The organism is Anaerocolumna chitinilytica (assembly GCF_014218355.1).
Lineage (GTDB): Bacteria > Bacillota > Clostridia > Lachnospirales > Lachnospiraceae > Anaerocolumna > Anaerocolumna chitinilytica.
Map to the genome: position 1 here is coordinate 3,750,363 of NZ_AP023368.1, position 23,733 is coordinate 3,774,095.

Below are 23,733 nucleotides of genomic sequence, written 5' to 3' on the forward strand. Positions count from 1 at the left end.
TTTTATACTGTTTTCATGACAATGTCAAGTATCCCCATTAAATTTTTATGCATTATGTCATATTTCAACGAAAATAATCAAAAGAAATACAAAAAGTTACACGATTCAAACAAGGGGGAAAAAGTCTATTAATCCTATATTAATTCTCCAAAATAATAGAATCCTTTGCATTGTGACAATTTAACAGAAACTAACTTGCCGATGAGCTCATCACTTCCTTTAAAATGAACCAGCGTATTATTGCTTAACCTTCCTGTTAAAAAGGAAGAATCCTGGGTATTAACCTCTTCTACCAGAACTTCCTCCACCATGCCTTCCAATTTACCGGTCAGTTCTCCTGCAATTTCCTGAACAGTTTTTAAAAGCCGGTCAAAGCGCTCCTTTGCCACTGGGTCTTCCACCTGATTTTCCATCACACAAGCAGGTGTTCCCGAACGTTTGGAATAAAGGAAGGTGTAGGCACTGTCATAACGGACTTTCTTTACCACATCAAGTGTTTCAAGGAAATCTTCTTCTGTCTCACCCGGAAAACCCACAATAATATCTGTAGTGAGTGAAATGTCCGGCATAGCAGTCTTTATTTTCTCCGCTACCTTAAGGTAAGATTCCTTTGTATAATTCCGATTCATTTTCTTTAAGATATCCGTACTTCCGGATTGTACCGGAAGGTGCAGATGTCTGCATATTTTCTTGGAATTCTTCATCACTTCTATTAATTCATCCGATAAATCCTTCGGGTGGGAGGTCATAAAACGTATTCTCTTAAGTCCCTCAATCTGTTCCAGCTGCACTAAAAGTTCAGCAAAACTTATGGGTTCCTTCAGATTCTTACCATAGGAATTCACATTCTGACCCAATAGCATAATCTCAATTACACCGTCTGCTACTAATTCCCTGACTTCCTTTATGATATCTTCAGGATTTCTGCTTCTTTCTCTTCCTCGTACATAAGGCACGATGCAGTAACTGCAGAAATTATTGCAGCCGTACATTATATTAACGCCTGCTTTAAAAGAATATTTTCGCTCACTGGGAAGATCCTCTACAATCAGATTTGTATCCTTCCAAATATCAATTATCATGGTTTTTGAGTGTAGTCTGGTATCCATAAGCTCTGCCAGTTTAAAGATATTGTGGGTACCAAATATCATATCTACAAAACGATAGCTTTTCTTAATTTTATCCACTACCGCATCTTCCTGCATCATACAGCCGCAGAGTGCAATCATCATGTTAGGATTTTTTCTTTTCAGACCGTTAAGATAACCCAATCTTCCATATACTCTGGTATTGGCGTTCTCCCTTACTGTACAGGTGTTATAGACCACAAAATCCACTTCTTCTCCTTCTACCTGTACATACCCGATCTTCTCAAGAATACCGGCAAGTTTTTCTGAATCCTTCGCATTCATCTGGCAGCCAAAAGTAACTACTGAAAAGGTTAAGGCTCTGTTTAGTTCCTTTTCCTTGTGTCTTACCCACTTTCTGCACTTTGCCATAAAATAATACTGACGCTCAGGTTCTGTAAGAGGTTCCTTGCCCTCCAAATCTATCTCATCAAGATTCATAAGTAAACTGCTCATTTTCTATTCTCTACTTTCAAAATACTTATTTTTAGGTGCCACAACCTAAAATTATAGCTTATACAAGCCTAAATTACAACACTTAGAGTATAATGTCATGTGGTAAACCACTCACCCCTTAATTTAAATAATTTTTCTTACACAGCTCGTATTTCTCTGTCATAACTGTTTCAATATCGATTTCATATTCATAACATATTCCGAATAATTTTAGTATTAAATCCGACAAAGCCCCAGGTACCCCCTGGGGCTTATTATCTCCTCTATAGTAATAATAACTCACATGGTACCCATTATCAGACTCTACGACAATATTGTAAAAATCCATCAAACAGGAAGCAATGGCTTCTGAAAACTTTGCATTTTCTCCATTATTCTTTTTATACGAGAAATATTTTCCCGCTTCTTTAATAAAACCGCTGATATTTAGCTGGTCAGCCTCCGCCGCTATCTGAATAATATCATCTTCGATACTAATTTTTCCTTTAATATATAGTTCTAACAATTGATAACCTAATTGCCTGAGGTTATCATTATACTCTTGAGCAGTCCCTGCTCCCGGTTCTTTCAATTTCCTGCATTTCTTCAACAGTCTTTCAAGCCTTCTCATCAATCTCACTTTCACATTTCACTCATTATGTCATTCTCTACTAGTTAAGGCCTAATCTGACCGTTTCCGAAAATAATGTATTTAGTTGAAGTTAGTGCGAGAAGTCCCATAGGGCCTCTGGCATGCAGTTTTTGGGTACTTATACCGATTTCAGCCCCAAATCCGAATTCGCCTCCATCTGTAAAACGGGTGGATACATTGACATACACAGCTGCCGCATCAATTTCATTTAAAAATTTCATTGAATTATTATAATCCTTTGTAATAATAGATTCGGAATGTCCTGTATTATAATTATTGATATGTTCTATGGCTTCCTCTATGGAGTCTACAATTTTTAAGGAAATCAAACGATCCAGGTATTCTCTTCCGAAATCATCTTCCGTAGCCGCTTCCATTCCAGAACAAACTGCTCTGGCTCTTTCATCTGCTCTGATTACTACATGATTATCCGTTAACATGTTATATAATAATGGTAAAAATGCATCCATAACACCGCTGTGTACAACAAGAGATTCACAGGCATTACATACTCCAAGTCTTTGGGTTTTGGCATTATGTATAATGCGCAGTGCCATATCAAAATCAGCTGATTCGTCCACATAGACATGACAATTGCCGGTTCCGGTTTCAATCACTGGAATTGTACTGTTTTCCACCACTGTTTTAATCAAGCCTGCACCGCCTCTTGGTATCAGCAGGTTGATGTATTTATTCAGTCGCATCAGTTCTTTGGCAGTTTCCCTGCTGGTGTCTTCCACTAACTGTATGGCATCCTCTGTTATATCACTGGTGGTTAATGCTTCCCTAATAATCTTTACAATTGCAATGTTAGAATTAAGAGCATCACTGCCTCCTTTTAATATTACCGCATTGCTGGTCTTAAAACATAAACCAAAGGCATCTGCCGTAACATTAGGCCTGGATTCATAAATAATACCGATGACACCTATTGGAACCCTTTTTTGCCCGATTACCAGTCCGTTCGGCCTTTCCTTCATTGAGATAACTTCTCCTATCGGATCTTCCAAAGATGAAATCTCCAGAAGTCCCTCTGCCATGGCATCAATTCTTGCCGCATTTAAGGTAAGTCTGTCAACTAAAGCTTCCGACATACCATTTGCTTTCGCCTTTTTTACATCCTCCTGATTCGCCAGCAGAATCTCATCCTTGTGATTTTTCAACGCGTAAGAAGCAACTTGTAATCCTTTAATTTTTCTTTCCTGACTCAGAGTGTTCAAAACAGCTGCTGCCTTTTTAGCTCTTTGCCCAATCTCCAGTAGTTCCATGTAATCACCCTTTCCTTCTATTCAAGTGCCCTTAAAGCAATTATTAAAGTACCCCTACCCCAACGCATGATAATCCATTTTTCAAACTAATTTCTCTGAACAGTTTTCAGTAATTAGCCAATCTATCTTCACATCATGACTTTCAGCCGGAATATTATCATATACTTGAAAGTCATATGCCAAAGCTATTTTTAAAAACTTCGCCTTACCGGAATTAGCAGTAAAATAGGCATCATAATAACTTTTACCATAACCGATTCGATTCCCCTTGCGGTCAAATGCTAGACCGGGTACCAGTATTAGATTGGTACTGTCTGCTAATAGCTCAATTTTTTTCAGGGGATCCGGTTCCGGTATTCCCATGGTGCTTACAGCAGTCTCAGAAAAAGCTGTTATATAAAAGAATTCAATCTCCTTACCCATTACTTTCGGTAAAGCTACTTTCTTACCATCTCTTAAAGCCTGATTGATTAAAGGCAGAGTATTCACTTCCTGGTTAAAGGCAGCATAAAGGATAATCTGACTGCAATTACAGTATTCAGCTAACGTAGTAAATTGATGCACTATAATTTCACTCTTAGCTGTAATCTGTTCCTTTGTCAGCCTTTCTTTCTGCTGTTTTATTTCCTGCCTTATTTCATCTTTTGTCATTAGTTTTTTTCCTTTTTTGAAAGCTCAGTCACTGTTCCATCCGGGTTTAATAAGGATATATTGTTAAGTGTTCCTCTTAAATTATTTCTAACAGACTGTATATATTCACTTCGAAGTTCTGCCTGTTCCGCTTTTTCTTCTTCTGTCAGGCCTTCCTCCTGGGATTTTTTATATAATTGATTGATTCTTGCTAACCTTGATTCTTCCATGTATGCTCCTTTTATTATGCTTTGTTCGAGTATTGTTTCGTACTGATATAATCAAGCAGTTTAAAATTCTCATCTTTTTGTGCTAAAAAGAAGGTTCCTTTTTTATCTCCGGCCATTATTGACTGGATAATACCAACCTCTTCTCCATTGGCAATTATCATATCTGCACCGGAGGCTGTGGCTATCTTCGCAGCACTGATCTTCGTTGCCATTCCTCCCGTACCCACAAGAGAAGAGGAATCTTTTGCCATACTGTTCAGTCGTTCATCTATATGTTCCACACAATCTATGAATTCCGCATTCTCATTCTGTCTTGGATCATCCGTATATAGGCCGTCAATATCAGAAAGCAGGATCAGTAAATCTGCATGAATAAGTGCGGTTACAATTGCTGACAGGGTATCGTTGTCACCAAATTCAATCTCATCTGTAGTAACCGTATCGTTTTCATTAACAATAGGAATTACACCCATATCAAAGAGTTCATGAAAAGTATTTTGGGCATTCTCCCTGCTGATGTCATTAATCATTGTATACTTAGTCATTAGTATCTGTGCGGGTACCTGATTATATTCTGCAAATAACTTCTGGTACACCATCATTAATCTTGCCTGACCTACCGCGGCACAGGCTTGCTTGACAGCCTTCTTTGAAGGACGGTTTCTGATGCCAAGAGTTTCCTTTCCAACTGCAATTGCACCTGATGATACTAATATTACATCCTTTCCCTGATTCCTTAAATCCGTTAGTATACGAACTAATTTTTCCATCTTTGTAAGGTTAATCCTTCCGGTCTCCTGATGAGTTAAAGAGGATGAACCTATTTTTATAACAATACGCTTCTTATCCTTTAACAATTCTCTTCCTGACATCCAATCTTCCTCTCTGCGCTATTAGGGGCATATATAATCTTTCAGATTATACAACGTTTCAGCTTCTGTAATTTTTCAGCTTTTGCTATCTTTCAGCTTATGCAATCTTATAGATTGCAGTAAAATTACATCTATTCTAACTTATTTCAGATTTTCTGTAAATATTGGATACTTATATTTTGAGGCAATCGCTTCAAATACCTTAATTCCGTCCACTGCGGCAGAGGTAATTCCACCTGCGTAACCGGCTCCTTCACCGCAGGGATATATTCCTGCAATATTGGCTTCATAGCCGTCATCTCTCTCCATACGGATAGGGGAGGAGGTTCTCGTTTCCACACCGGATAAGATCATCTCTTCTCTTGAAAATCCCTTGATTTTCCGCTCAAAATTCTCTATACCATCTATTAATGCAGCCGAAACATAATCCGGCAGACATTCTCTTAAATTAGATAGACTGTAGCTGCCCTTTAGATTGGGGGTTATGGCACCAAAGCCGTTACTGACTCTATTGTTTTTAAAATCTCCATAGAGCTGGACAGGCACTGCTCCTTTCCCCCTCTCATAGGCTTTTGCTTCCCATATTCTTTGAAATTCAACTCCTGCGAGAGGATAATTGTTCATACCGGTCTCCTTAAAATAATCCTCCGGTGTTACTGTAACAATCAAAGCACTGTTGGCATTCTTTTCGTTTCTCCCATGATTGCTCATTCCATTAACAGCTGTATGACCTTCCTCAGAGGAGGCATTGACTACAAATCCGCCCGGACACATGCAAAAGGAATATATTCCTCTCCCATTTACAGCATTATGAGTTAATTTATAATCGGCAGGAGGGAGTTTATCATAGCGGCTTCCATATTGATTCCTGCTTATTAACTCTTGGGGATGTTCCATACGAAGGCCGATGGCAAAAGACTTTGGTGTAAGATTCATTCCTTTTTCATGCAGTAGTTTAAAGGTATCTCTGGCACTGTGTCCAAGGGCTAATACTAAGACACTGCACTCAAGGACTTCCTTATGCTCCAGTTCAATTCCGGTAACCCGTCCTTCTTTCATCAGAATATCTGTCAGGCAGGTTTGAAAGCGAACCTCTCCGCCAAGAGATATGATCTCTTGTCTGATTGCTTTTACTACCTCCCTTAACTTATCTGTTCCGATATGGGGCTTATTCAGATACAGTATTTCCTCCGGTGCACCATGTTCTGCTAAAACCTGTAAAACAAAATGGTTTCTGCCGAACTGGTCCTTTATCATGGTATTTAATTTACCGTCTGAAAAGGTACCTGCACCGCCTTCTCCAAACTGTACATTGGACCTGGTATTTAACTTACCGTTTTTCCAAAATTCTTCTACACTGACTACTCTTTTTTCAACTGCTTCTCCACGTTCTATGATAATAGGACGGTAGCCATGGCGTGCAAGCAAAAGTCCGCAAAACAGGCCTGCCGGGCCAAAACCGGCTATAATCGGCCTCTTCTCAAGGTTTTCATCTCCTGTCGGTTTAAATTGATAAGCATTCCTCTTTGCAATCGTTACATTCACATTCTTTAATCTAGCTGCCTTTTTCTCCTCATCGTCTACCATAACTTCTATTTGATACACATAACAGACCTCTTCTTTTCTGGCATCAACGGATTTCTTTGTAATTATAAGTTTTTTTATTTCTTCTTCCTTTATTTTCAGGGTCTTCGCAGCCAGTTTATATAATTCTTTCTCTGACTGTTCCAATTTGAGTTTTAACTGGGATATCTGTAACACAAATTACCTCTTTTCTTTTATATGTGATTACCGGCTACAAAACCGCTGGACCAAGCCCATTGAAGGTTATATCCTCCGCAGGTACCATCCACATCTACGATTTCTCCTGCAAAAAAAAGTCCCTTTACCAGTTTTGATTCCATGGTTGACGGATTTATCTGCAAGGTATCAACCCCTCCCGCAGTCACTTGGGCTTGCTCAAAGGGATTGGTTTCTGTAATGAAGATTTTCCATTCTTTGAGTCTTAAGGCAATCTTCTCCAACTGCTCTTCTTTTAATTGCGCCAGAGTAAGACTTACATCTATTTTTGTCTCCCGCAAGGCAGCATACGCCAATTTTTTGTTCATAAACCCGATAAATGCCTCTTCGATTGTTTCTTTCGGATTTCTGTTTAATCTGCCTGCCAATATATTTTTTATTTCCTCTTTTGAAAGAGCCGGAAAGAAATCAAGAACCAGAATTGCTTCCCTTCCTTCACTCAAAGCCTTTGCAGCATAACGGCTTACCTGCATCACCGGAATACCTGATATTCCATAATCAGCAAAAAGTATCTCTCCTTTTTCCTTTGCAACAAACCGGCTTCCGGTATAGAGACTAACCTCCGCTTCCGTCCGCACTCCTGAGAGAGTTTTAAAATATTTCTCTTTCGCTCTTAGTTGAACCAATGCCGGTAAAGGTCTAATAATTCGATGTCCCAGAGCACCTGCCAGCTGAAAGCTGCTTCCGTCAGAACCAAGTGCCGGATTTGCCATACCTCCTCCTGCCAAAAGTACTTTATCTGCCTGAAACTGCCCCTTATCCGTAAATATCGTAAGATTTCGATTTATACTATTCACATGAATCCCGCATTCTATCTTCACATGCAGGCGCTCTGCCTCCAATAACAGTACTTCAAGGACAGAAGAAGCCTGTCCTGAGTTTGGATATAGATACCCATTTCGCTCATGTGGATAAATACCGATCTCCTGAAAGAAATCTATCGTCTTCTTCACATCGAAATTCATTAGCACTTCCGGTGCAAAGGCAGGATTATCACTTCTGTAGCAATCTCCCTCCTGTACAAGATTCGTATAATTACACTTACCGTTACCTGTCGCAAGAATCTTCTTTCCCGGTTTATCCTTGTGTTCAAGCACCGTTACTTTTCTATTCCGTCTTGCCGCCCATATAGCGGCAAAAAGTCCGGATGCACCGCCTCCAATAACATATATTCCGCTCATATGGCAATCCTCCTAAATTCTCTTTATGTTAAATCCTATAGGAATTATCAGTCACTTTAAATATTATAGCATATATCCTGCACTCCAACAATGTGGTTTGTTATACTGCTGTCTCCGCTCCTTCCACAAATTAACATAAACTTGACAAACATTTCGATTTGCTTTAAGATACAAGTAGGCACTATGACCTATGCCATATACTCTAAATGCTTAGAAAGGAGCAAATGATGAAAACATTAATTGTTTTCTATTCGCTTGAAGGAAACACAAAAATCATTGCAGATATCCTTGCAGAGGAATTAGATTCTGAATGCATAGAGTTAAAGCCGGACAAGGAAATACCCAAGGGAGGTTTTACCAAGTTTCTCTGGGGCGGTAAAAGCGTTTTATTTCATGAGAAACCAACCCTTACGAATGAATTTCCTGACATAGACGAATATGATACAATATTCATTGGCACTCCTATATGGGCAAGTTCCTATACACCACCTATTGCATCCTTCCTTGAAAAGGTATCCATAAGGGGCAAGAAAATAGCTCTCTTTGCTTGTCATGCCGGAGGCGGCGCTGAGAAATGCTTCGAAAAATTAAAATCTCAGCTAAACGACAATCAAATTATTGGCACTATAACATTTACAGACCCCGGTAAAGAAGAACGCGAAAAAATCAAGGCTCAGTTAAAGCACTGGCTGCATGAAATCACCTAATATAATCTCTATTCATTTATTCAATACCAATTATGCTAAGAATAAGGCTTAAGAAGACAATTATGTTTTCTTAAGCCTTTTATATTTAACTATTTATACCACATCATTTGATCTAAAATTTTTATAATAAATTTTAATCAGAGAAAATTAAGCTTCTTTACCTGTTCTAAAACATCGCCTTCACTGAACGGCTTCACTATAAATCCCTTGGCTCCGGCTCGGATACAATCCATTATTACGGCTTCCTGTCCCATAGCCGAAACCATTAAAACTTTACAGTTCTTATCTATATTCTTAATAACCTTAAGGGCTTCCAGTCCGTCCATACCAGGCATTGTAACGTCCATAGTCACAAACTCAGGCTTAACCAGGAGATATTGCTCCACAGCTTCTCTGCCATTGGATGCTTCTCCTACGACTTCATAACCGTTCCTTCTAAGTATATCTCCCAGTACTTTTCTCATAAAAATGGCATCGTCAGCAATTAAAACATTCTTCATGTGACCTCCTACAGTATTGCCCAATTTAAGCTCACAGGCATTCTCCCCATAAATACTGTTTTATATACCAGCATTCCTGTATCTCGCAATTTTTTCTGCGAATCCGCCTAATATAGAAAGCAAAAGTGCTTCGTATTTTTGCTAACGTACTACAATATTGTAGATTTTATCTTTCACATAAATCTCTTTTACAATAGTTTTTTCTTCCAGGAATTGCTTAACGGCATCCGAATTCATTACTTTATCTTTTACGGAATCCTGCTCTTCCCCTCTGCCAATCAATATAGTTGCTTTCAACTTACCATTGACCTGCACTGCTATCTCAACCTGATTCGAAGTTGTCTTCTCTTCTTCCCATACCGGCCAGGAAACTTCATAAAGTCTGCCTTTAAAGCCCGCTTTACTCCAAAGCTCTTCTGTCATATGAGGTGCTACCGGATTTAACAATATCAGGAACGTTCTGTACTCATCCCTGGTAACCTTGCCCTGTTTATTAAAATCATTAATTAAAGACATTAATGCAGCTATAGCAGTATTGAATTTGAGTCCTTCAAAGTCAAGGCTGACCTTCTTTATGGTCTGATGCATCTTAACTTCCAATTCCTTGGAATAACCGCTTTCTTCTGTGAGTATATCCTGAAGCTTCCATACCCTTTCAAGGAAACGTCTGCAGCCCTTTACACCGTCATTGGACCATGCTGCGCTTAACTCAAAAGCTCCGATAAACATCTCATAAGTACGTAAAGTATCTGCACCGAATTCATCTACGATATCATCCGGATTAATTACATTTCCTCTGGATTTGGACATCTTTTCACCGTTCTCACCAAGAATCATACCATGAGAGGTTCTCTTCCTGTAAGGCTCCGGCTCACTGACATAACCCAAATCATAAAGAACCTTATGCCAGAACCTGGAGTAAAGAAGATGCAGCGTCGTATGCTCCATACCACCGTTATACCAATCTACCGGCAGCCAGTAATCCAAAGCTTCCTTTGAGGCAAAGGCTTCTGTATTATGCGGATCGATATAGCGCAGGAAGTACCAGGAAGATCCAGCCCACTGAGGCATGGTATCCGTCTCTCTGTGAGCAGGACCGCCGCAATGAGGGCAGGTAGTTTCAACCCAGTCTGTCATTCTGGCTATCGGAGATTCTCCGTTTTCTCCCGGTTCATAGCTTTCTGTTTCCGGCAGCAGTAAAGGAAGCTCACTTTCAGGAACGGGTACATACCCACATTTCTCGCAATGTACCAGTGGAATCGGTTCTCCCCAATATCTTTGTCTTGAGAATACCCAGTCTCTTAATTTAAAGTTCACGGTTTTCTTTCCGATTCCTTTTTCTTCCACCCATTCTGTCATACGCTTCTTCGCTTCCGTCACATACAAGCCATTAAGGAATTCAGAATTAATCAATTTTCCGCTATAATCTGTAAATGCTTCTTCCTCCACATTACCGCCTTCAATAACAGGAATAATCGGAAGATCAAATTTCTTAGCAAATTCCCAGTCTCTGGTATCATGGGCAGGTACCGCCATAATAGCACCGGTTCCATAGGTCATTAAAACATAATCAGATATCCAGATAGGAATATCCTTACCTGTCACAGGGTTAACGGCAGTTACACCTTGAATCTCAACACCGGTTTTATCCTTAGCCAGCTCTGCCCTCTCAAAATCGGATTTCTTTGCCGCTGCTTCTCTATATGCAGTGATTTCATCCCAATTCGTAATATCACTCTTGTATTTGTCCAGTAAACCATGTTCCGGTGAAATAACCATATAAGTTGCACCAAAAAGGGTATCCGGTCTTGTGGTAAAGATCTTTAAAGTTTCTTCTTTACTCTTTAATTTAAAATCAATTTCTGCACCTTCTGAGCGTCCGATCCAGTTCTTCTGCTGATTCTTGATACGGTCTGCATAATCCACCAAGTCAAGGTCATCGATTAATCGGTCCGCATAGGCAGTAATCTTTAACATCCACTGGCTCTTAACTTTATGAACAACTTCACTGCCGCAGCGTTCACATACGCCGTTTACCACCTCTTCATTGGCAAGTCCTACCTGACAGGAAGTACACCAGTTTATAGGCATTTCGGCTTTATAGGCCAGTCCCTTTTCAAATAATTTCAAGAAAATCCATTGGGTCCACTTATAATACCCTGTATCCGTTGTGTTTATCTCCCTGTCCCAATCAAAGGAATAACCAAGAGACTCAAGCTGCTCTTTGAAATGCTTTATATTATTCTCCGTTACAACACGGGGATGGATTTTATTCTTAATTGCATAATTTTCCGTAGGAAGTCCAAAAGCATCCCATCCCATAGGATATAGCACATTGTAGCCTTCCAGTCTTCTTTTTCTGGCAATGATATCAAGAGCCGTATAGGGTCTTGGATGTCCAACATGAAGTCCTTGTCCTGATGGATAAGGAAACTCAACTAAGGCATAGAACTTAGGCTTTGATTTGTCAATTCCTGTTCTGAAAGCACTCTCTTCTTTCCAGATTTCCTGCCATTTTTTCTCAATTTTCTTCGGTGAATATTCCTCTGTCACTCTGAATGACCTCCTAAAATAAACTTATCTTTTAAATTATACACATTATTTCCATATTTAACAACACATCAGTGTAATAACCTGTTATTCATAATACCACTACCTGCAAAAAAATAAAAGACACATCTTTGGTTTATTTCCATTTTATAAAAAATGCTCAAAACCCAATAGCACTTTGATTAAAATTATCCCATATATTATAGTAACATTTAATTGAAAGGCGGAGAAAAAAATGGTTTCTATTAGTTTAGCAATGATTGTAAAGGATGAGGAAAATAACATAAAGAGATGTTTGGATTCGGTGCTCGGCGTAGTAGATGAAATAATAATTGTTGATACCGGTTCTACGGATCAAACAAAAAAAATCTGTTCTTTTTATACTGACAAAATCTATGATTTTAAATGGATTGATGACTTTTCCGCCGCCAGGAATTTTTCCTATGATTTTGCTACAATGGACTATATCCTTTGGTTGGATGCAGATGATTATTTATTACCGGAAGACAGAGAGAAGCTTATTAAACTAAAAGAAACGATGGACCCTGGTATTAATACTGTTATGATGAAATATGCAACCGGATTGGATTTGCAGGGAAACGTTACCTTTTCCTATTATCGGGAACGGATGACTAAAAGAGCTTTAAAATTCAGATGGAATGAACCAGTCCATGAATATATGTTAACTATTGAACCAATCCTGGAATCTGATATTTGTATAACCCACGGAAAAATACAAACAGATAAAAGCAGCGACAGAAATCTACAGATTTATGAAAATAAAATTAAAAACAAAGAATTTTTATCCCCCCGGGGTGTCTTTTATTATGCCAGGGAATTAAAAGACCATGATAGATTTTTAGAAGCTGCAGGGCAATTCGAATTATTTTTAGATACTGACATGGGCTGGGTTGAGGATAATATCAGTGCCTGCAGTGAGCTTGCTAAATGTTATCTTATGCTGAATCAGGATAAACGTGCTCTGGCCTGCTTGTTTAAAAGTTTTATCTACAGCACTCCGAGAGCTGAAATATGCTGCCAGATAGGTTATTATTATCAGGAGAAAAATGATTATAAAACAGCTGCTTACTGGTTTGAATTTATACTAACACTTAAAAAACCGGAAAAATGCTGGGGTTTTCTTCAGCATGACTGCTGGTCCTATATTCCTCTTATAGAATGCGCTGTATGCTATGACCGGTTAGGTAATTATAAAAAGGCATTAAAATTCAATACCCGGGCATTAAAGGAAAAGCCAGACTCTCTTTCTGCTCAGAAGAATCAAAGATATCTGCAAGATAAGGTAACCTCTCAGCAGTATAAAAAAAAGAGTCAGAATCAAAAAATTGATTCTGACTAAGCTCCGCATAAGAGACGATGTTTCAATACCAAGGTTAAACCCTGGAAATTCATGGGTCAGGGCCACAAAGTTGATAAGGATTAAATATATGGAGTATAAGGAGCAAGGCAGACCTTTGCAGGACCTGCCGATACTCCTGGACCATACGCAGATGCTATTCGTTTTTATAATGACAAGAATTTAATCAGTCAGTTAACTGGAATAACTCTCTAACACCGAATATAGTTCATCCAAATCTTTTACAAAAATACCATCCTCTAATTGAAGTCTATCAGATGTCGGAAGGTCTTGTGTAGATACGCCGGTATAATAAAAAACAGTTTTCTGATCTCCATAATAAGCAACTATATAGCCATCTACCGCTTTTAAATAGTATTTATATTCCACCGAATCCGGATTGTAGGTTCTGCGAAGAACAATGCTATCCGGTGAAAAAGAAATCAATTCATAAGATACCAAACCCTTTTCAAATTCGCTTAACGGTAAATCGGCCTGGTAATCCTTTAAGTAATCTATTACTTCTTCTCTGCTGAGTCCTATGAGGTAGCTTGGAGTAGGAAGATTTTCCTCCGTCAAATTTTTAGTTTTCATATCATAGGTCTGAAGTGTATACTGAGTCGAAGGAAGCACTTTGCCTGTAGTAGCACTTGTCTCTGTTGAATCCTTGCTCGTATTATCTCCCGTCACATTCTCTTCTTTTTCTTTTGAATCGCCAATATTTGCTGCCTTAACGGTATTCAAATATCCCTGTTTTTGAAGTTCCTTAATAAGGTCATTATTTCTTTCTATTGCATTCTCATTAAAATCCCTCAATGCCTGTTTATAACTAAAATAGTAACAAGCAGTAAACATACAGGCTAAAGCCGAAAAGGTAAGAAAATAAGTTACAACCTTTTTATATCTCACTGTAATCACTCCTTTGCCTTAAGTATGAACCTAAAAATAATGTTTATACATCCGTAAAGGAGCTAGTATGAATTTTTGAAGGACATAGTTTACGCCTCAAAATCGGGTCCAGGATATAGGGCACAATCTTAAGGCGTGCAATTTACAATAGATGCAGTTTAACGGCAATACGTGCCAGGGTTCTTCCCAACGGCATCTTAATCAATTCTGTTTCGGTAACAACTTTAAAAAGGAGAAGAAGCACTGCATATACGACCATTGCTAACATAACTGCTAGCAGTGTACTAAGAGCATTGCTCTTTGTGACATTAAACACTAACCAGTACACGAGATAAGCCACTCCTGCCATAAATACCGAGCAGCCTGCCGGAATCAAAAAAGTTTTTTTGATTTCCTGCTTGTAATTTATTAACTTAGCCACCGATATCCAGTTCAATACGCTCACAATCAGGGCAAATACCACATTGCCTACTACAAGCGCATAAGCTCCAAGGTTAAAAAATTGCAATAAAACGTATAATACAATGATATGTAATACTAAAGCTATCACCGAATGTATAACCGGAAGATGCATCTTGTTAATTCCTTGCAATACAGCATTGGTAAGTGTTGAAAGTGCATAAAATACGATTGCAACAGAGCCTATGGAAAGCATAGCAGCCGGTAAAGTACTGGCATCCCCAAAGAGCAGCTGCAGAAGAGGTGAAGCCAAAACCCCTATTCCAAAGGCACTTGGTATGGCTATCAGCATATTAAATTTGATGGAATCATGTATTTTTTCCTTTACCAGCAGATGTAATCCTTCTTCTCTGGAGGAAACAATACTTGGAACTATCGCCACTGCCATGGCGGAAGCGATAGAAATAGGTACATTTACAAGAATATTATATTTATTGGAGTATATCCCCCAAAGTGCGGAACGTCCCGTATCCGCTAATCCCTTTCCGGCTAAAACATGTGAAAAAACGGAACCATCAATAACCGAACTGATATTATAAACTGTCTGGCTTAATATTACCGGTAATACTGTAAACCCAAATACTTTTACGATATCAGACACCGACTCCTCTGAGGTATTTTTATCCTTTCTAAGCTGTTTATCTACAATTGGTTTATACAGTGAAAAGATAAAGGCCAGAAAAATCAGGGATGCCATAGCTCCGATTAAAGTTCCTAAAGTACCTCCTGCCGCACCGTAAGCAGCAATATTTTCAGAGGCACTGTGGCTATGCATGAGGTAATAGGCTGCTACAACACTGACCACCGCATTCACTACCTGCTCAATTATCTGAGAGATAGAGGTGGGAAGCATGGTTTTCTTCCCCTGAAAAAATCCTCTTAGCACTCCCATAATTGCAAAAACCAGTATGGTAGGCGCTAATACTCTTAAAGGAATGGCAACTGCCGGCTGCTTTGAAATGACAGCGGCAAAGAAATCCGCTCCAAAGTATAAGATCAATGCAAAGGCTGTTCCTGCTGCAACGGCAAATCCAAGAGCACAGAGGAATACCAGATAAGAGTTCTTATATTGCTTTTTTGTATCCCTGGCAGCTATTAATTTGGACACTGCCAGAGGAAGACTATAAGAGGATAGTATTAAAGCTATATTATAAATATTAAATGCATAGCTGTAATATCCCATTCCCTCATCCCCAATCAGATAAGTCAAAGGTATTCTGTAAACAACTCCGATGATTCTGACTATTATGGATGCAGCGGCTAATATACTTCCCTGAACTAATAAGTTATTGCTTTTATTTTCTCCCCTGGTACTACCCTGGTATATCCTGTTGTATGATTCCATTTCGGCTAAAAACCTTTCAATTTATTTCGATATATTCTTCTCTGTTTAACGGAAACAGGGCAATATAAGTTTTTCCCGGATTAATGGTAAGTTCCTCACCTGAATTATTGTAATATCTCATTTTCTTGGTGCTCTCGTTCTTCTTCCAGGTTATCTTAGTCATTTTTCCATCCGTAATATAATACCCCTTGCCTTCGGCATTTTCAATATCCATTGTCTGGTAACCATTTTTATCTTTGTTCCATTCTTTTACCAACTGAATGATAATATTCTTATATGCCAGCTGTTTTCCTGTATTCTTATCAATATGAGCTTTACCGAACTGATATCTTAAATAGGTCTTTGTGCTGTCGTCATAAGTAAAATAAGGCTTTGATATACTGGAGAATTCAAGGCTTAATTTAGAAACTTCATTTTCACTGACCGGAATAGTATCTTCATCATAGAATGTGAAATGTCCTTTGTAATCCGATGGATACTCGGTCTCATATTTCTTTATCTTCATTCCCTTTTCAATACCTTCTTTGGAGGTAAATGCATTGTGGGGCGCTTTAATAGAGTTATCGCGGTAAAATACGGTTTCACCAATACTGCTGAGGCCGCTAAGTGTATCAATGCCCAATTGCGCTATCTTCTTCGTAGCATAGGTGGTTTGACCATAATGGACAAAAATAGCATCATATTCATCAGCAACACTTACGAAATAATGCCTGGCACTTCTTATGGAACCAATTCTTTTATCATTTAATTTCTCAAAAACACCCATAAGCCTTGTGATACCGCCCTCTGCCAGAGCCTCATAAAGAATGGAAGCTTCCTTTGTGCCGCTTTGGGGAGAAGCATATTCTATATTATTAAACATAATAGCAAAAGGTCGTTTATTACCAACTTCCTCTGGTACCCATAAGCCGGTAAGATAGCTCTTCATCTGCCCTTCGTGGCTCTCTTCGGTAGGGGTCGCAGTAACTTCCGGTGTATCCGTAGGGGTACTTTCCACTGTGGGTGTTGCCTGTGGAGTAACTTCCGCATTCCCTTTCTTATCTCCTTTACTGCATCCAATTAATGAAACTGCGGTTAATACCGCCAACATAATTACAATCACTTTCTTCATATGGATATTTAGGCCTCCTTTTTTCAGGTACTCTAACATTACTAATCTCTTGTTATCTCAAGGCTGTCTAGAATCTCTCTCTGTTTTTCTTCCATTACAGCCTTCTCTTCCTCTTCCATATGATCGTATCCAAATAAATGAAGCATACTGTGGGCAGTTAAAAAGCCTAATTCTCTTTCTTCAGAATGACCATATTCTTTTGCCTGTCCCATAACTTTCTCCACAGAAATGATAATATCTCCAAGGAGAAGCTCTCCTGTTTCCGGATTAAAATAATCATCCGCTTCCTCTTCCAAGTGGGAAAAATCGGCAGGTGTCTCATAATCTACCATTGGAAAAGACAGGACATCCGTCGGTGAGTCAATACCACGATACTCTTTATTAATTGCCTGTATCTCGGTATTGTCTGTTAGTATTATATTTAACTCCACTTCATAAGGACAATTCTCTGTATCTAAAGACCTTTCCACAACTCTGCGGATAAGAGGTTCATAGTCAAGCTTTAATTCTATTTCTGTTTCATATTCAAAATTCAGTGTCAAGTTACTCCTCCTCGTTTCCAAAATAGTCCATGTAAAATTCTTTTAATCTTATGTATTGATTTACTGTCAGGTTACAGTTAGCGAGGCTATCCTTTTCAAGTCTCATGGCAAATAGATTCTCCGTAAATTTCTTCATAAGTCTTGGAATACTTTCTTCATGACTTTTACTGGACTGAAAATATTCCACCGCAGCCACCAAACTTACTGTAAACATAACAACTGCACCTTCCGGTGAGGTGGGTTTGTCCAATTTCAGGTTATGGGATTGAATGATATTAATAATGCTCTCCGGTAACTGGTATTCTTTTGCAATCGCAACACCTGTACTTACATAATCCTTCCCTTTAAGCCTTCCGATTTCATGGTAAAACCCTCCGGCTTTTGCCAGAGTGCCATTCAGACCGGCAGCTAAGGCAGCACTTTCTGATATAACCCCAATCATTTCCGAATGATGATAAAGCTTATCAGAGGCCTTTAATAAACGATATAATTCAAAATTATCATTTAATAAATTATCGAGATTCGTTTCGATTACATCATTTGCAGAATTCGTTACTTGGATGGTTACTTTCTTTCTGTAATAATCTCCAGCCATGCACCCTAGTATTACTGATCCTGCTGTCAATACAATCATTACAGCTGGATGGGTCTTTACAAATACAGTGATTGATAAATTGCAGCTAATAAGTAGCAGGATCGTATCCGCGGATAATATTATCAGCAAAAAGTAGAAAAATAACCTTTTATTTTTAACATTTTCAATGAGCAGGCTGATCAATAGACCGGTTACAAGAAAAAATATTCCTTCCTTCTTCCCCATAAACCCAAGAGAATTCACATAAATATAAAGGATTAAGGTATAAAATATACTGATTTCTTTGCCTAATACAACTGCTATAAAGGCGGAACTAAGAAAGACCACCGGCATAAAGTCTGTATTCCCCCACATGATACCCGGGATTGATAAAAGAACAGCACTTATAACAGCCAAATAATCCTTCTTACTTCTACCTATATATAAAATCATCAGAATCGCTAAGAGTATACCAAGTATTCCTGCTTTTAAAAGCCCAATAGCTCCTATCATATGTTCCACCTAAATTCAGCCTTGTCTCTTCCTGTGGTACCCTCTATCGGAATCCTTTGATACGGTTCCTTTCGGACCCCTTCTGGTAAATTTTTCACGTTTTAACTCTGTCTTATTTACCTTGCTTTCGTATGCATCATAAGCCATAACAATTTTTTGAACAAGGGGATGCCTTACGACATCCTGACCAGTAAGGTATGCAAATCCGATATCTTCAATCTTGTTTAATACTCTTAGTGCAATATCAAGCCCTGATTGAGTCCCGCTCGGTAAGTCCTTCTGGGTCAAGTCACCAGTTATAACTACTTTCGAACCAAAACCGATACGTGTCAGGAACATCTTCATCTGTGCAGGCGTGGTGTTCTGTGCCTCATCCAGAATAATAAATGCATTTTCCAGTGTACGGCCTCTCATATATGCTAAGGGGGCAACCTCGATTAATCCCTTTTCAGTGTTTTTCAAATACCCTTCTGCTCCCATTATCTGATAAAGGGCATCATAGAGCGGTCTTAAATAGGGGTCAACCTTACTCTGTAAGTCTCCGGGCAGAAAACCTAACTTTTCTCCGGCTTCTATGGCAGGTCTGGTAAGAATTATCTTACCCACTTCATCATTTTTAAATGCCGTTACTGCCATTGCCATAGCCAGATAGGTTTTACCTGTTCCAGCCGGACCTACTCCAAAAGTAATCATCTTCTTTCGAATAAAATCCACATAGGATTTCTGTCCTAAGGTCTTAGGTTTAATCTGTTTACCAGCAATCGTATGGCAGATTAAATCCTGATCAATCTCAACAATAGCAGCTTCTTTATTGTCCTGGCTTAAGGACAGGGCATAACTTACGTTTTGTTCTGTTATTACATTTCCCCGCTTTGATAATTCCAGCAGGTTCATAAATACACTTTTCGCTTTCACAACATTATCATTTTCGCCTATAAGCTTTATCTCACCGTCTCTGACAATGATAGTAACCCCAAGGGTTCTTTCTATTATCTTGACATAGGCATCAAATTGTCCAAATACATTCTTTTCATGCTCAAGAGGCACATCAATTATCGTTTCCATCAGACTCATCCGTATCAATAATCCTCCACTCACTGTCATCAATTGCTTTATACTTCTTCACGGATTCTAACACCACTATCTTACCGCTTGCTATATAATTATTCCCTTTTTCAGCAAATGTGACATTATTCTCCAGTATAACCACATCATTTTCTATAAGCTTCGCTTTAAAGCGTTCCAATCTCTTTTCTGCCAAAGCTTTTGCTTCCTCTTTTGAATATTTTTTCTTTTCTTCCTTGAACTCCAAATATCGGTTTGCTGTCAAAGAAACCGGTAGATAAAATTCATCATTCAGATGCAGCGTAAATTCATTCCCAATTATATCATATTTATCATATGGAATTCTAGGTCTGAACAAATTTATTTTCTTCAATAAAATGGAAAGTACATAAGCCTTTTTTTCATTTCCGGTATAGAGCTTATCATTATAGTATAAGGAGAATTTATCAGAATAATCATAAAATGTTTTCCCGGTAATATCTGCATCTGCAATTACCGGTTGTTTTCTGACAAGCAATCCGTTATCACCTATAATATCAACAACGCCGGATACCAATATATCTCCTTTTTTTACGACATCTCCGACATGCACCTTAGGAGTCCCGGTTCTTGTTACTATTTTAGTAATAATACAATCTTTAGAAGCAATGATATGGCATTCCTTCGTGGCTGTAACAGCTGGTGAAGGCATATTGGTCTCTGTTATTTTTACAATTAGTCTTGTACCTTTTATTTCGGCTGAAACCCAGCCAATATCATTGTAACTGTGGCGAATTAAATCCTCAATTCCCTGACAGTCAATATCCTTCTTGCGAAGTCCTGGCTGTATCTCATTGTTTCGCAGAAATTTTACCATTGCCTCCTGGGTATAAGTATAGCCACCAGTAACATTTATATCCCAAATATATAAGGATAATATGTATAAAATCACCAAAAAGAGCAAAAAACCTAATACATACCCGCTTCGTTTCTTGTAACGCTGTATGACAAAGGGAAGACCATATCTTTTTTTGATAAGCGGCAAAGTTTTTGTTTTTCTTGCAAGTGGTTTCAATTTATAATAATCTTTTAGCTTAATTAGAAATTCATAATCATCACCATTCGGCTTTAAATCCCATAAATAAATATAGTGCTTACTGCATAAATTAATAAAACGCTCAGCAGATACTCCTTTTAACCGAACCAGAAGATATCCCCGGAGCCAGTAAATCAGCTTTATTATCATCTGATACCTCCATATTCCTACTCTTTCTGTGTTATATAAGTTATGGCAGATACCAAGCCGGTTATGCGCATTTCATCATTTGTGAAGTAAGAAATATTTAAGTTTTTTCCTTCAATCCTTATGGTGCCGATCTTAGATAGTATCTTTATAAATGTGTCATTATATTCCAGGATACCCTTATAATTCTCAATGCATACTTCATTTCTTCCCATAGCTGTTACAATAGGAGCCCCTACCAACATATCCGCCGGTAATTTTAACTGGTCCGATAGTGTTTCTAGAAAGCTCCTTCTGGCCGCCTCTTCTTTTTTCTTATTTTTCTCCATACTGCTATATAATGTTTTATTGGAAGTTTGCTTATTCTTTTCATGTAAGGATTTGAATTTATGCTGCATCCGAAATACTCCATATTATTCTGGATTATGATAGAATATATGGATAGATTTGTTTAGTTATGCTTAAAATACTGTTTAAAGGGCAAAATAAAAACCCCTGAACTCAATGTTCAGAGGTTAATTTAAGTAGCTAAACTACTTATTTGAATTTACGCTTACGAGCTGCTTCAGACTTTTTCTTACGTCTTACGCTCGGCTTCTCATAATGCTCTCTTTTACGGATTTCCTGCTGAATGCCTGCCTTCGCACAGTTTCTCTTGAATCGACGTAGAGCACTATCTAAAGTCTCATTATCTTTTACAATAACATTTGACATAGTCTCACACCTAACCTCCCTCCAGTTGTGTATTGTGCCTATACAACTGTTTGGGTATTTTTTGAATAGCACTAAAGTAATTATATTGTTTAAGATAGGTTTTGTCAATATGTTTTTTAATAAATTGACTTTATTCCTTGAATCCATTCATAAACTTTCTATGCTTTAAGCTCATTCCTTAGGCTGGTGCTTATTAACTGCATTTCTGTTATTTCTCCTGTAGCTATATGAATACTTTGATTCTGCTCTTCCATAGAGGCCAGAATTTCCTCCGTAGATGCTGCATGCTCCGAGGATAAACCGGATATATTCTCAAGCTGATCCAGAATTAAGGAAAAAGTACTATTAATCTCAGAAATCTTGGAATCCTGCTGTTCTATCTGATTGTTAATCTGCTCGGAATTCTTTTTAAGCTTGACAAAACGGTCTTTTACTTCTTCAATGACCTTAGTACCTGCTGTAACCGCTTCTCTGCCGTCCAAAACCTTATCATGGGTCTGCGTGGCTGCTCCCTGCAGCTTCTCTACAACCATAAGGACTTCTTTCACAGTTTTTGAACTCATTTCAGCAAGTTTTCTGACTTCCTCAGCTACTACTGCAAAACCCTGACCCGCTTCACCTGCCCTGGCGGCTTCAATGGCTGCGTTCAAAGCCAGCAGATTGGTCTGGCTTGCAATGGCTGTAATATTTGCCATAAATTGATTTATCTGCTCCATACTGTCCTTTAAATCAACAACTGTCTCCATTGCGGTTCCAACTGCATTTTCAATAGTCTGCATCTGATGCAGCATTTCTTCAATACCTTCTGAATTCGAAGAAATGATTTCTTGCATCTCGCTTGAATTACCAATAGTATTTGCCGAAATTATCTTGGTTTCCTTAATTGTTCCTCTGGCATTCGCAGCCATTTTCGCAATCTCGCCGGTGCTTTCTGCCTCTCTTGAAACTCCTTCTGCAATCTTATCAACAACCTGTGTCGTCTGATTGCTGACCTCCTCAATATTCTTTATGTATTGAAATATTCTTGCAATTGCATTATTAAGCTGTGAGGTGTTCTCTTCTATTACATCTAGAGTATTTCCTAGCTTTTCTGTCATTTTCACTGCTTCGGTCTCTTTTGAAACAGCAGAGTTAATATACTCGCTCCCCCACTTTGTTGAGAAATAAAATATAAACATCATAAGGTCAAGGCAAAATAATCTTGTTACAAATTCAGTTGGTGTATGGATATCTCCCAGTAATCCCTGAGGATCATAAAGGAAGAAACCAATAATAAAGAAATTAAAAACAGCGGTATATCCAATCAGGATATAACGGTTAAAGTATAGGGTGGCCATGGCAAAGCTGCCGGTATAGATAAGGAACACTCTTACAGTTATGGCACCGCCCTCAATATGATTTAAGAAGCTTGAGGATATCGTAACCGATAAAGGAATCAGTATTGCTGTTAGATATGAGAGCTTTTCAAATTTCTTGCAGATCAGTGTTAATATCGTCGAAAACAAAGCCGCCAAATAGGTTGCAATAAGAACATTTCTTCCATATTCTGTACCTTTACTGATAAAGGACTGAATAATTAATAGTGTGGACAGTCCCCATATAAGAATGACATTAAAGTTATTTACTCTATTACTGTTTAACCCTACCTTCACGTTATCCTCCTGTTGTATCTTTGCCGGTTGAAAGTACTTTCTTCCGGCTTTCTCTGTTAGTTATGTACGATATACTGTTATTTTTACATTAGCTTTCTATGTTAAATAGTATTGTATAGTATCTGCTTTGTCAATATCTTAAACGGTTCATCTGATCTTGGATAAAGAAAACTTGGGAACGGACGATGGCAGTTGATTCCTTTGGTGCATTTTCTCGTTCGGTATTTCGAATTCCACTAAAATTGCAACAGTTATTCCTGGTAGGTTAAATTACGCCAAACTCGCTTCTGCTTTTTTGGTGTTATGTAATGCAGCGCG

The 23,733-nt window shown here is 38.4% G+C and carries 22 protein-coding genes; 2 read left to right on the forward strand and 20 right to left on the reverse strand.

The features are described 5' to 3' along the window. Positions 1-134: 134 nt before the first annotated feature. From miaB to bsdcttw_RS16435, 8 genes are all read right to left on the reverse strand, one after another. Positions 135-1,583: a tRNA (N6-isopentenyl adenosine(37)-C2)-methylthiotransferase MiaB gene (gene miaB / locus bsdcttw_RS16400; RefSeq protein WP_185255916.1), complete on the reverse strand. Its 1,449-nt coding sequence runs from the start codon at positions 1,581-1,583 to the stop codon at positions 135-137. Positions 1,584-1,701: 118 nt separating this feature from the next. Continuing rightward, positions 1,702-2,208 carry a hypothetical protein gene (locus tag bsdcttw_RS16405; RefSeq protein WP_207726421.1) on the reverse strand — a complete coding sequence of 169 codons (507 nt, stop codon included), beginning with the start codon at positions 2,206-2,208 and terminating at the stop codon, positions 1,702-1,704. 29 nt (positions 2,209-2,237) lie between these two features. After that, entirely contained in the window at positions 2,238-3,482 is a 1,245-nt protein-coding gene (locus tag bsdcttw_RS16410; protein ID WP_185255918.1) for a glutamate-5-semialdehyde dehydrogenase, read from the reverse strand. An 81-nt stretch (positions 3,483-3,563) separates the two neighbouring features. After that, complete coding sequence (locus bsdcttw_RS16415; RefSeq protein ID WP_185255919.1) at positions 3,564-4,133, reverse strand: 5-formyltetrahydrofolate cyclo-ligase; 570 nt, start codon at positions 4,131-4,133, stop codon at positions 3,564-3,566. Continuing rightward, positions 4,133-4,342: a DUF896 domain-containing protein gene (locus tag bsdcttw_RS16420; protein ID WP_185255920.1), complete on the reverse strand. Its 210-nt coding sequence runs from the start codon at positions 4,340-4,342 to the stop codon at positions 4,133-4,135. The genes bsdcttw_RS16415 and bsdcttw_RS16420 overlap by 1 nt, the downstream gene beginning before the upstream one ends. A gap of 14 nt (positions 4,343-4,356) precedes the next feature. Next, entirely contained in the window at positions 4,357-5,214 is an 858-nt protein-coding gene (gene proB / locus bsdcttw_RS16425) for a glutamate 5-kinase (RefSeq protein WP_185255921.1), read from the reverse strand. Positions 5,215-5,355: 141 nt separating this feature from the next. Further along, a complete protein-coding gene (locus bsdcttw_RS16430) occupies positions 5,356-6,975 on the reverse strand; it encodes an NAD(P)/FAD-dependent oxidoreductase (protein WP_185255922.1) in 1,620 nt (539 codons plus the stop codon). A gap of 17 nt (positions 6,976-6,992) precedes the next feature. Next, on the reverse strand, positions 6,993-8,195 hold the full coding sequence (locus bsdcttw_RS16435) for a BaiN/RdsA family NAD(P)/FAD-dependent oxidoreductase (protein WP_185255923.1): 1,203 nt from the start codon (positions 8,193-8,195) through the stop codon (positions 6,993-6,995). A 227-nt stretch (positions 8,196-8,422) separates the two neighbouring features. Here bsdcttw_RS16435 and bsdcttw_RS16440 point away from each other — a divergent pair, with 227 nt between their 5' ends. Beyond that, entirely contained in the window at positions 8,423-8,902 is a 480-nt protein-coding gene (locus bsdcttw_RS16440; protein ID WP_185255924.1) for a flavodoxin family protein, read from the forward strand. A 137-nt stretch (positions 8,903-9,039) separates the two neighbouring features. On the opposite strand, the gene bsdcttw_RS16445 is transcribed toward bsdcttw_RS16440, so the two are convergent. After that, positions 9,040-9,402, reverse strand: coding sequence for a response regulator (locus bsdcttw_RS16445; protein WP_185255925.1), 363 nt, complete (start codon positions 9,400-9,402; stop codon positions 9,040-9,042). A gap of 141 nt (positions 9,403-9,543) precedes the next feature. Continuing rightward, a complete protein-coding gene (gene leuS, locus bsdcttw_RS16450; RefSeq protein ID WP_185255926.1) occupies positions 9,544-11,955 on the reverse strand; it encodes a leucine--tRNA ligase in 2,412 nt (803 codons plus the stop codon). A 232-nt stretch (positions 11,956-12,187) separates the two neighbouring features. On the opposite strand from leuS, the gene bsdcttw_RS16455 reads away from it, so the two are divergent. Continuing rightward, a complete protein-coding gene (locus tag bsdcttw_RS16455; RefSeq protein WP_185255927.1) occupies positions 12,188-13,312 on the forward strand; it encodes a tetratricopeptide repeat-containing glycosyltransferase family 2 protein in 1,125 nt (374 codons plus the stop codon). Positions 13,313-13,504: 192 nt separating this feature from the next. On the opposite strand, the gene bsdcttw_RS16460 is transcribed toward bsdcttw_RS16455, so the two are convergent. The 10 genes from bsdcttw_RS16460 to bsdcttw_RS16505 all read right to left on the reverse strand — a co-directional run bounded on the left by bsdcttw_RS16460 (position 13,505) and on the right by bsdcttw_RS16505 (position 23,415). Continuing rightward, entirely contained in the window at positions 13,505-14,218 is a 714-nt protein-coding gene (locus bsdcttw_RS16460; protein WP_185255928.1) for a BofC C-terminal domain-containing protein, read from the reverse strand. Positions 14,219-14,360: 142 nt separating this feature from the next. Continuing rightward, complete coding sequence (locus bsdcttw_RS16465) at positions 14,361-16,022, reverse strand: putative polysaccharide biosynthesis protein (RefSeq protein ID WP_185255929.1); 1,662 nt, start codon at positions 16,020-16,022, stop codon at positions 14,361-14,363. Positions 16,023-16,038: 16 nt separating this feature from the next. Further along, the gene (locus tag bsdcttw_RS16470) at positions 16,039-17,133 is read right to left on the reverse strand and encodes a DUF3048 domain-containing protein (RefSeq protein WP_185255930.1); all 1,095 of its coding nucleotides are present in this window, start codon (positions 17,131-17,133) and stop codon (positions 16,039-16,041) included. Positions 17,134-17,174: 41 nt separating this feature from the next. Then, complete coding sequence (gene ybeY, locus bsdcttw_RS16475) at positions 17,175-17,675, reverse strand: rRNA maturation RNase YbeY (protein ID WP_185255931.1); 501 nt, start codon at positions 17,673-17,675, stop codon at positions 17,175-17,177. Between the two features lies 1 nt (position 17,676). Next, positions 17,677-18,762, reverse strand: coding sequence for an HDIG domain-containing metalloprotein (locus bsdcttw_RS16480; protein ID WP_185255932.1), 1,086 nt, complete (start codon positions 18,760-18,762; stop codon positions 17,677-17,679). A gap of 15 nt (positions 18,763-18,777) precedes the next feature. Further along, complete coding sequence (locus bsdcttw_RS16485; protein ID WP_185255933.1) at positions 18,778-19,836, reverse strand: PhoH family protein; 1,059 nt, start codon at positions 19,834-19,836, stop codon at positions 18,778-18,780. Further along, positions 19,811-21,052 (reverse strand): sporulation protein YqfD, encoded by a 1,242-nt coding sequence (yqfD, locus tag bsdcttw_RS16490; RefSeq protein WP_185255934.1) that lies wholly within the window; start codon positions 21,050-21,052, stop codon positions 19,811-19,813. The genes bsdcttw_RS16485 and yqfD overlap by 26 nt, the downstream gene beginning before the upstream one ends. A 17-nt stretch (positions 21,053-21,069) precedes the next feature. After that, complete coding sequence (locus bsdcttw_RS16495; RefSeq protein WP_225903685.1) at positions 21,070-21,447, reverse strand: YabP/YqfC family sporulation protein; 378 nt, start codon at positions 21,445-21,447, stop codon at positions 21,070-21,072. A 139-nt stretch (positions 21,448-21,586) separates the two neighbouring features. Then, positions 21,587-21,763, reverse strand: a complete 177-nt coding sequence (gene rpsU, locus bsdcttw_RS16500; protein WP_033166800.1) for a 30S ribosomal protein S21 — start codon at positions 21,761-21,763, stop codon at positions 21,587-21,589. Positions 21,764-21,921: 158 nt separating this feature from the next. Then, positions 21,922-23,415 carry a methyl-accepting chemotaxis protein gene (locus tag bsdcttw_RS16505; protein WP_185255935.1) on the reverse strand — a complete coding sequence of 498 codons (1,494 nt, stop codon included), beginning with the start codon at positions 23,413-23,415 and terminating at the stop codon, positions 21,922-21,924. Positions 23,416-23,733: the final 318 nt, after the last annotated feature.